This window comes from Pseudomonas sp. NPDC089743 (assembly GCF_044748785.1).
In the GTDB taxonomy this organism is placed as follows: domain Bacteria; phylum Pseudomonadota; class Gammaproteobacteria; order Pseudomonadales; family Pseudomonadaceae; genus Aquipseudomonas; species Aquipseudomonas putida_X.
Genome location: NZ_JBIVGS010000013.1, coordinates 119406 through 128529 on the forward strand (window position 1 = coordinate 119406; position 9124 = coordinate 128529).

Genomic DNA, 9124 nt, shown 5'->3' on the forward strand with positions numbered 1-9124 from the left:
AGGCACTCAGACATGCCGAATACAGAAAGACCAATTGACGAGGTGGTGCGCTTGGCCGGTGGCCAGGCAGAGCTAGCCAGGCGATGCAATACGAGCCAGCCGCGCATCTGGCAATGCGTTCACCGCAACCAGAAGGTGCCAGCCGATCTGGTCATTCCCTTCGAGAAGGCTGTTGGGGGGCAAGTAACACGCCATCAGCTGAGACCAGACCTGTATCCATCTGAGGATAAGGCCGCTTCGTGATGAGCATTATCCGTCTTGTGGCGTTCCGCCAGTAGATGGCCGAAACACCTGCGAATCCATCCAGTACCGGAATCGCAGACGAAAAAAAACCGCCTGGCAGGGCGGCTTTCTCTACAGCTTCAGAACGGGTTTAAGCATGACAAACATCGTCCCACTTGACAAGTCCAGGGGGTTCACCCGGATGGACAACCAGCTCATGGATGGCCTGCTGGCTATCGATCTCCCAGCTCGGGAGATGAAGATTGTGCTGTACGTGGCCAAGGCCACCATCAACTTCGGTGCTGGCGCTCAGCGCATCCCGGCCACCGACATTGCGAAGGCCATCAACGCTCATCCAGACACGGTCTCCAAGGCGGTCTCCAGCCTGCTGCGTCGTCGCGTGTTGTTCCGTGAGGGCGGCGCCCGGGGCGACATAGGCGTGAATGACCCGAAAGACTGGGTCTATGTCACCGAGCCGAAACAGACCAAAACATCCGACTCGGCTCAAGTGGTCCGAATCGGCGAAGAGTCGAAACAGACCAAAACCGCCGAGTCCCTTCTTTATTCTAAGAATCTAACCCCCTATGTAAATCTTCCTACGGAAGATATTACATGCCCCCCCAGCGAATCGCCGGATGCTCCGGCCAAGTCTGAGCGCAAGGCACCGTTCGGCAAAGCAGCGATGCTGGCCGACAACCCCCACGGCCTCGATGAGTCGCTGATCGATGACTACCTGGTTGTCCGAAAGGCTGCCAAAGCCCCGGTGACTGCCCGTATCTGGTCCGCCCTGAACACCAAGCTGAAGCAGTGCAAGGCATTCGGTATCCAGCCAGCCCAAGCCCTGGAGGTCGCCGTCGAGAACGGCTGGCGCGGGTTCGAAGTGGACTGGGTGACCAAGCGTATCGCCGCCCAGCTGCCTGCCAAGTCCAATCCCAACAGCCGCCACCACGGTTTCAGTGACCGCGACTACACCGGCGGCCTGACCGAGCGCGAGGACGGTACCTATGCGATCTGAATCGGTGATCACCATGTCCGAGGTGCGAAACGCCGCCGGCTTCCGCGTACAGCCTGCGCACTGCGAGCATCACGGCGACTTCGAGCAGCGCGTGACCATGCTCATGGGCCGCGAAATCGTTGGGCGCTGCCCTGCGTGCGAGAAGGCCGCCATTGTCGAACGAGAGGCGAAGCAGCAGGCCGAGGAAACCCGCCTGAAGCGCGAGGCGATGACCCGCAAGTTGGGGTCCGCGCTGATCCCGAAGCGTTTCGTTGATCGTACCCTGGCCAACTATCGCGTCGACCACGAAGGGCAGCGGAAGGCCCTGGCCTATTGCACTCGCTACGTGGCCGCATTCGAAGAGATCGAGCGTACCGGTCGTTGCTTGATGCTGCTGGGCAAGGTCGGCACCGGCAAGACCCATCTGGGTGCCGGCATGGCCAACGAGCTGATGCGCAACACTCCGGCCACCGCCGTCTACCGGACCGTTGGCGCGATTCTGCAATCCATCCGGGCGACCTACGACCGCCACAGTGAGCAGTCCGAGGCCGACATCCTGTCCAGCCTGATCGAGCCGTCATTGCTGGTGCTGGACGAGGTCGGGGTCAGCAAGGAGCAACCGAGCGAGTTCGAGCTGACCACCCTGTTTTCGATCATCAACGGGCGTTACGAGCAGATGCGCCCCACGGTGGTGATCTCCAACCTGGAGGCCGGCCAACTGCGCCACGCCATGGGCGAGCGGTGCTATGACCGCCTGCGCGAAGGCGGCGGGGTGATCGTGCCTTTTGAATGGGAATCACACCGCGGCGAGAAGGAGATCTGACCATGCGGCAAAGCAAGTTGACCAAGGCTGCGCGCGGGCGGGAATGCCAGGTGCGCATCCCGGGTGTCTGCAACGGCAACCCGGAGACCACGGTGCTGGCGCATTACCGTCTGGCGGGCACCTGCGGCGTAGGCAAGAAGCCGCACGACCTGCAGGGCGCCTGGTCCTGCAGTGCCTGCCATGACGCTTGTGACGGCCGCAGCCGGGCCGTGGACCGCGATACCGCCCGCCAGTACCACGCCGAGGGCGTCATGCGCACCCAGGCGCTGCTGATCCACGAGGGGGTGCTGGTCGCATGAATGCTCCCGCCCTTCGCCCGTTCAAGGCCAAACAGGCCCGCGCAAAGCCCCTCGACCGGGAAGGGCAGGAGCAGGCCGCGCTGATGCAGGAGCTGCAGCTGCGCTACCCGCAGGCCTACAAGCTGATCTACCACGTGCCGAATGGCGGTCACCGGGTCAAGGCCGTGGCAGCCAAGCTGAAAGGGCAGGGTGTGAAGGCCGGCGTGCCCGACCTGGTGCTGCCGATGGCGCGCGGCGGCTACTTTGGCCTGTACATCGAGTTCAAGGCCATGCCGCCGTTCGATGCCCCGGTCTCGCCCAGCCAAGACGCCTACCTGCAGGCGCTGGCCGACCAGGGCTATTTGGCGATCGTGTGCCGGGGCAACATCGACGCCGTCGAAGCCATCCGCGCCTACCTGCTGCTGCCTGCGACGGTGGCCGCATGAGCGCGACCCGTGAAGTGAAGCTGAGCGAGGCCGAAGTGCGCCGTCAGGCCGCCGACAAGTCGGTGCGCGATCTGCGCGACCCGCGTCACCCTGGCCTGTACCTGCGCTTCTGGAGCAACCGAGAGCGCGGCACCTGGCACCTGGTGCGCGGCAAGAAGTGGGTGCCGGTGGCCCGCTGGCCCGATCTGAGCGTATCGGCGGTGCTGGCCGAGCTGCCCGCGCTGCGTCAGCGGCTGCTGCGATCCCCGGCCACTGCGCCGGTCTTATCGGGCATGGTCACCGTGGGGCAGCTGCTCGACTGGTACGGCAACCGCATGGCCCGTGACCGCTCGCTGTCGGCCAAGCGCAAGGCCGGCGCCCGTTCCGCCATCGCCCAGCACCTCAAGCCGCGATTGGATGAACTGGCCCTGGTCGAAGTGACCGCCGACGCGCTGGACAAGCAGCTGATGTGGCCGTGCCAGGCAGAGGTGTCGCTGTCCTACCTGCGGCAGATGTTCGCGCTGCTGCTGACCGCATTCCGCCAAGCCCTGCAGCTGGGCTTGATCGACCGCAACCCAATGGCTGGTATGCGCTTCAACGACTTTACCAAGGCCAAGATCCTGCCCAAGGCAGCACGGCTGCGTGACGTGCAACTGCCCGACCTGATGCAGCAGCTGGCCCAGGCCTTCGACGTTGCCCCGGGTGACGCCATGCTAGCCCTGATGATGCTGGCCCACGGCACCCGCATCGGCGAGACCCGCATGGCACGCTGGAGCGAGATCTCCCTGCCGGCGGCTGAGTGGTTCATTCCAGCGGCGAACACCAAGACCCGCACCGAGCACCGTCTGCCACTGACCGCCCAGGTGAAGGCGCTGCTGATCCGGTACCGGGCCATCCAGCAGGCCGGAGGCTACGAGGGCGTGTACCTGTTCCCGAACCGTCGCGGCCTGTCACTGAGCGAAACTCAGGCCAGCACCGTGTTCACCCGCCTGGGGCAGGGCGAATGGACCAGCCACGACCTGCGCAAGGTGTCCCGCAGCACCTGGACCGACCTCGGCATTGACGGTCACATCGGCGAAATGCTGCTGAACCACACGCTCGGCAAGATCGCCAGCACTTACATCCACACCCAGGCCATGCAGCAGCGTCGCGCGGCCCTGGAGAAGTGGCATGCCTGGCTTGATCAGGTTGGCTTCGCAGCCATCCACGGCCTTACCAAGGCCTTATTTGAAATTTCGCAGAATTCGCCAGAGGCCACGCCATCCGTGGCGGCGAACGACCTTACCGCATTTGTAATTAGCGAGGATTCAAAATGACTCAAAACCTCAAAGCGGGCGACCTCGCCTTGATCACCGGAGCGTTCAGCGTGACCGAGAACATCGGTCGATCGGTCGAGCTGGTGGAGTTCGTGCCGCCGTTCTGCTCCGTGTTCTGCCAGGACGGTTACTTCGACGCGGATGCCCCGGGCCTTTGGATCGTCACCGGCAACGACCTGGTGCGTAACGCCGAGGGCGGCAAGGTGATCAGCAACTTGGCCGGCTGTGATCCGCAGCACCTGCGCCCACTGCGCGGCGATGAGGTGCCTCAGCTTGACGCTGAGGAGATGTGTCACTTGTTCAAGGTGCCTGCATGAGGAAAAGCCACGGCCCAGCCTTCAAGAAGGCCGTTATTGAGTTGGGCGAGTGCCCCTTGTGCCGTGGGAGAGCGGTCACCAAGGGATTGTTTCACGAACTGCCATGCGGCCACTGCAACGCCTCGGGCTGGGTAGCGGCTGCAACTGGCGAGGCCCTGGCCCTAGATGAACTGGTGACACAGCTCAGCATGAGGCTCCGGGCAGCGCTGCGGCAGATCGAGCAGTTGAAGAACCCTCAGGTATCCGGGCCTGAGGCGACATATCAGGGAAGCAACCGGCGCGGCGCCGGCGGCACCAACTACACCGGCGATTGAGGGGGAAGGACATGGTTTACAGTAGCGTATCGGGTGCAGTGGTTGCCGCTCTGGCGGCGGGCGAGAAGGGTTCGGCGAAGGCCCAAGCTTGGCAGAAGCTGTACAAATCGGCAGAGGAGGAGGGTGGCTGCCTGGCATCACTGGGCGGGCGATCTGGGGGCATCGACCGCACTCAGGTCGATTACTGGCTGTCGGCGCGCCTGCACCATATGCTCAATAGCAGGCACTGGGATGCCTTGGTCGCAAAGTACAGCACCAACAAGGCGAAGAAAGTTCAGGCAATCACGCTGATCCGGCCACTCATCGCGAGCCCTGCGCCGACACTATTCATCTACAAAGCGGTGACCGCCTGGGCCATCCCAAAGCTTAAGGGAGCACGCCGCAAAGCGCCGCAATCTGTTTCGGTGGATATCCCGCTGGATGCGTCGCCTTGGCGCCGGGAAGCCGCAGTAAATGCCGCAGTCGCCGCTACCCAGGCAGCGAAGAAACGGATCGAGGCAGTCGAAGAGGACGTGATCATTTTGCCGGACAGCTTCTACGATATGAACACATGGGATCTCGACGCCACGCCGGAACCCACTCGCCGTCGATGGAGGCAAGGTATTAACGAAAAACTTGATGGCATGATCGATGACGCACTGGCTGAGGTAAGGGTGATTCTGGAAGCAGAGGGGCTGCTGATGAAAGAGGCGGCATGATTGCCTGTTGACATCAGTGAGCGATTGAGCGAAATTATTCCCATCCTGTCATTCCTGCGCGTGTTGAGGAGTGCAGCAGAAGCCCAACCGCCAAAGTTGGGCTTTTTTGTGAACGCGAAAAAATTCGAGTTATCTATCTTCACAACGCTAGTCTCTCTGGTCGCAGTGCTGGGCCCATTTTCTTATGGTGTGCTTGCGCTCTATGAGGTTGGGAGGCTTGGTTATTTCAACGCGCCGGTTGATTTTCTTCAGTTAGGATCCTTCGGCTTTGCCGATGTCATTCTAAAAGTCTACCCATCGGTGATACCCATGGTCGCCGTGATAGCGCTAACCACAAGGTTCGTTTGGCTAAAGGGGATTCACCGGGCGTACGCGGTGGTCCACACTGTTGGAATGTTGTCTCTGCTGCTTGTGTACTTGGTCAGCAACCCCTACTGGAAAGTATTTTGGGGGGGATTAGCCTTCATCGCAGTTCTCTTTATCCTATTTAAGAATCCTCCTTCACCTCCTGAGTTAGGAAATGAGCAGGAGGAAGTCGCAAGGCCTTTGGAGACGCGGGATGAGAAATTCTGGCGGGTAGCTAGGATGGCGCCATTCATGATTCTGATCGTCGTCATACTGGCTTGGATGATTTCTGCATACGGTGCTAAAGGCGCTGAACTGGAAGCATTCTATTGGTGCACTAAGGATGAAGTAGTCTTGGGTTTCTATGGAGACAAAGCACTGACTACCAAGTTAACGGATGGCAAGGTAGGACATACTTTCTCGATACGAGACGTTAAGACCTTGAGGGATCTGAGCTATCAAAAGATAGGGCCGCTAACAGTTTCGCCGCTGTGGATGCCTTCAATGGGTCGCTGAGAAGATCAGAGCTGCGATTGAAGAAGTGACAGTAGCATCTATTCACTGATCCAGAATGCCCGCTTATAGCGGGCTTTTTTTTTGGAGTTTCAAATGGACCCGACCGACCTCGGCCCAGGCACAGCCACCTGGCTGGGCGGAACGGGCACTGTATTGCTGGGTGGTTTCCTTTGGCTGCGCAAGTTCCTTTCGAAGGATGCCGCCGACCGAGCCATGGACAACGCCGATATCGGCACGGTCCGCCGCTTGAATGAATTGCTCGACTCCGAGCGCGAAGCCCGCAAGCTGGCAGAAGCCCGCGCTGATCAGTTCGCCAAAGAGCGCAACGATTTGGCGATCTCGGTCGGCCGGCTTGAAGGCAACATTCTCGCGCTGACCCGGCAGGTTGAGCAGCTGACCGACAAGGTCACCACGCAGAGTGAGGAGATTTCCCGTCTCCGCGCCCAGCTTGGAGGGGCCAAGTGATGGACAAATGCGCATTGGAATTCATAGCCCGACGCTGGTGGCGTCGTGCTGAGGTCTGGATCATCGCTGTTCTGCTGATGGCAGGCGGTGCAGTTCTGGGTTGGCAGTCTGCTTACTGGGCCATGGTCAGCACACAATCTCACCAAGTTGATGAGATCCGGAAGGCTTACGACGCAGCCATGGCTGAGCGTGATAAGCGCCTGGATGATCTCACCAGCAAGGCAGAGAGCGCCGCGACCAAGGCGTCGAAGGCTGCTACCACCGCGACCCAGGCAGCCGACAAGGCCGACGAAGCGCTCAACCGAGTGACGCAGTGATGGCCAGGCTCAAGACTCTCGGCTCCCGCATAAGGGAGAGCGCAGGCTCAAGGGTCAAGGTGGTAACGCCTGGTAGCTGGCGAAGCGGCATGACCAGCTCCCAGCGTGGCTACGACTATCGCTGGCAGAAGGCGCGTGAGCAGTATCTTCGGGACAACCCGCTGTGCGTGTACTGCGCTCGGCAAGGTCGCACGACTGCCGCCAACATCGTCGACCACATCGTCGCTCACCGAGGCGACAAGGATCTCTTCTGGGATCAGGGTAACTGGCAGTCCCTGTGCAAGCCCTGCCACGACTCGGTCAAGCAGGCCGAGGAAGCTGCTGGCCTGGCTGGCTGACGGCGCGATCGGCGCCAGAAGGGTTCGCAGCACGCCAGTGACGTGCCGCTAGGTGGGGGGAGGGTAAAATATAGCGATTCTCACGTAGCTAGACCGCCTCCGATCCCACGCACAGATTTTTTTCCCCCACAGGATTTTTGTTAAATGGCTTTAACATCCCGTAAGCGCGCATTCATCGCAGCGCTGAGGGAAGGTGCGTCCAATCGGGACGCGGCTGTGGCGGCTGGCTATTCCGAGAAGACAGCGTCTGCGGCGGGGTCTCGGCTGGTGAAGGATAAGGACGTGGCGGCCGAGTTGGCCAAGCTCCGCGCCTTGGGCTTAATGCCAACAGATGTTAAAGCGGATGTTAAAGCGCATGTTAAAACCAGACATGCGCCCGAGGCGTCCGCCATGAGTGAGGCGGCGCCCGGATCGGACGTCGCGAAGGACGAGCAGGCCGACCCTGAGCCTGCCGGTTTCGATCTCATGCAGGCGCTGTTGCACCGCGATCCGAAGGACTTCCTGCTTTCGGTGATGAACGACCTTGAGTCCGAGCCGAAGCTGCGCGTCGATGCAGCCAAGGCCCTGATGCCCTTCGTGCATCCGCGCAAGGGGGAGAGCGGTAAGAAGGACCAGGCTCAAGCCAAGGCTGAGCAGGCATCCACCGGCAAGTTCGGCGCGCGCCGCGGCCCGCTGAGGTCTGTCAAATGATGGCGTGGACAACTGCGTGCCCCGACTGGGAGCAGCGCATCGTCAGCCGGCAGAGCCTCATCCCGTTTAACCCGTTGTTCCCGGCCGAGGCTGAAGAAGCCCTGGAGGTGTTCGGCGCGCTGCGCATGGTCGATGCCACTGGCAGCCCGCTGATGTCCGAGACCGTGCGCGACTGGGTCAACCAGTTTGTGGCCGCCATCTTTGGGGCGTATGACCCCGACGAAGGCCGGCGCCTGGTCAGCGAGTTCATGCTGCTAATCAGCAAGAAGAACGGAAAGTCCACAATCGCCGCCGGCATCATGCTCACGGCACTGATCCTGAATTGGCGGCCCTCGGGTGAGTTCATCATCCTGGCGCCGACCAAGGAAATCGCTGACAACTCCTACATCCCGATCCGCGACATGGTGAGGGCTGATGAAGAGCTCGATGCTCTACTCAAGGTGCAGGACCACCTGCGCACCGTGACCCACCGGCAGACCAACGCCACCCTCAAGGTGGTGGCTGCCGACAGCGAAACGGTGTCTGGCAAGAAGGCCATCGGCGTGTTTGTCGATGAACTGTGGGTCTTCGGCAAGCGCGCAAACGCCGAGGCGATGCTTCGCGAAGCTACCGGCGGCCTGGCTTCCCGGCCCGAGGGCTTCATCATCTGGGCCACGACCCAATCCGATGCTCCGCCTGCCGGCGTGTTCCGGCAAAAGCTGCTGTACGCCCGCAAGGTGCGCGACGGCGAGATCGTCGACAAGTCGTTCCTGCCGGTGCTGTACGAGTTCCCGAAAGCGATGCTTGACGCCGGGGCGCATCGGGATTTCTCGAACGCCTACATCACTAACCCGAACCTGGGGCTGTCTGTAGATGAGCCGTTCATCGAGCGGGGCTATGCCCAAGCCCAGATGGACGGAGAAGAGTCATTCCGCGGCTTCCTGGCCAAGCACCTCAACGTCGAGATTGGCCTGGCGCTGTTGTCCGACCGCTGGGCCGGTACCGACTTTTGGGAACAGCAGGCTTCTGAGCTCTGCCGCACGCTGGACGACCTGATCGAGCGCTGCGAGGTGATCGATATCGGCGT

Annotated in this window: 15 protein-coding genes; all 15 read left to right on the top strand. The window is 61.3% G+C overall.

Annotation, left to right across the window (positions count from 1 at the left end; all coding sequences use genetic code 11):
* The first annotated feature begins 12 nt into the window (after positions 1 to 12).
* Positions 13 to 243, top strand: coding sequence for a YdaS family helix-turn-helix protein (locus ACIPZC_RS20355; RefSeq protein WP_081941230.1), 231 nt, complete (start codon positions 13 to 15; stop codon positions 241 to 243).
* A 136-nt stretch (positions 244 to 379) separates the two neighbouring features.
* A complete protein-coding gene (locus tag ACIPZC_RS20360; protein ID WP_400629129.1) occupies positions 380 to 1237 on the top strand; it encodes a replication protein in 858 nt (285 codons plus the stop codon).
* Positions 1227 to 2039, top strand: coding sequence for an ATP-binding protein (locus ACIPZC_RS20365; protein WP_400629131.1), 813 nt, complete (start codon positions 1227 to 1229; stop codon positions 2037 to 2039). The genes ACIPZC_RS20360 and ACIPZC_RS20365 overlap by 11 nt, the downstream gene beginning before the upstream one ends.
* 2 nt (positions 2040 to 2041) lie before the next feature.
* Positions 2042 to 2338, top strand: a complete 297-nt coding sequence (locus ACIPZC_RS20370) for a DUF1364 domain-containing protein (protein ID WP_400629133.1) — start codon at positions 2042 to 2044, stop codon at positions 2336 to 2338.
* Positions 2335 to 2763 (top strand): VRR-NUC domain-containing protein, encoded by a 429-nt coding sequence (locus ACIPZC_RS20375; protein WP_400629135.1) that lies wholly within the window; start codon positions 2335 to 2337, stop codon positions 2761 to 2763. Before ACIPZC_RS20370 ends, ACIPZC_RS20375 begins: the two co-directional genes overlap by 4 nt.
* Positions 2760 to 4058, top strand: a complete 1299-nt coding sequence (locus ACIPZC_RS20380; RefSeq protein WP_400629137.1) for a tyrosine-type recombinase/integrase — start codon at positions 2760 to 2762, stop codon at positions 4056 to 4058. Before ACIPZC_RS20375 ends, ACIPZC_RS20380 begins: the two co-directional genes overlap by 4 nt.
* Positions 4055 to 4375: a hypothetical protein gene (locus tag ACIPZC_RS20385; RefSeq protein WP_400629139.1), complete on the top strand. Its 321-nt coding sequence runs from the start codon at positions 4055 to 4057 to the stop codon at positions 4373 to 4375. Before ACIPZC_RS20380 ends, ACIPZC_RS20385 begins: the two co-directional genes overlap by 4 nt.
* Positions 4372 to 4689, top strand: a complete 318-nt coding sequence (locus tag ACIPZC_RS20390) for a hypothetical protein (protein WP_400629141.1) — start codon at positions 4372 to 4374, stop codon at positions 4687 to 4689. The genes ACIPZC_RS20385 and ACIPZC_RS20390 overlap by 4 nt, the downstream gene beginning before the upstream one ends.
* Before the next feature lie 11 nt (positions 4690 to 4700).
* Positions 4701 to 5387 (top strand): hypothetical protein, encoded by a 687-nt coding sequence (locus ACIPZC_RS20395; protein ID WP_400629143.1) that lies wholly within the window; start codon positions 4701 to 4703, stop codon positions 5385 to 5387.
* Positions 5388 to 6248 carry a hypothetical protein gene (locus tag ACIPZC_RS20400; RefSeq protein ID WP_400629145.1) on the top strand — a complete coding sequence of 287 codons (861 nt, stop codon included), beginning with the start codon at positions 5388 to 5390 and terminating at the stop codon, positions 6246 to 6248.
* A gap of 93 nt (positions 6249 to 6341) precedes the next feature.
* Positions 6342 to 6713, top strand: coding sequence for a chemotaxis protein (locus ACIPZC_RS20405; protein ID WP_186702648.1), 372 nt, complete (start codon positions 6342 to 6344; stop codon positions 6711 to 6713).
* On the top strand, positions 6713 to 7030 hold the full coding sequence (locus ACIPZC_RS20410; RefSeq protein WP_400629147.1) for a hypothetical protein: 318 nt from the start codon (positions 6713 to 6715) through the stop codon (positions 7028 to 7030). Before ACIPZC_RS20405 ends, ACIPZC_RS20410 begins: the two co-directional genes overlap by 1 nt.
* A complete protein-coding gene (locus ACIPZC_RS20415) occupies positions 7030 to 7368 on the top strand; it encodes an HNH endonuclease (protein WP_400629149.1) in 339 nt (112 codons plus the stop codon). Before ACIPZC_RS20410 ends, ACIPZC_RS20415 begins: the two co-directional genes overlap by 1 nt.
* Before the next feature lie 144 nt (positions 7369 to 7512).
* Complete coding sequence (locus tag ACIPZC_RS20420) at positions 7513 to 8058, top strand: terminase small subunit (RefSeq protein WP_400629151.1); 546 nt, start codon at positions 7513 to 7515, stop codon at positions 8056 to 8058.
* On the top strand, positions 8055 to 9124 hold a 1070-nt coding region (locus tag ACIPZC_RS20425; protein ID WP_400629153.1), incomplete at its 3' end, for a terminase large subunit domain-containing protein. The genes ACIPZC_RS20420 and ACIPZC_RS20425, both read left to right, overlap by 4 nt.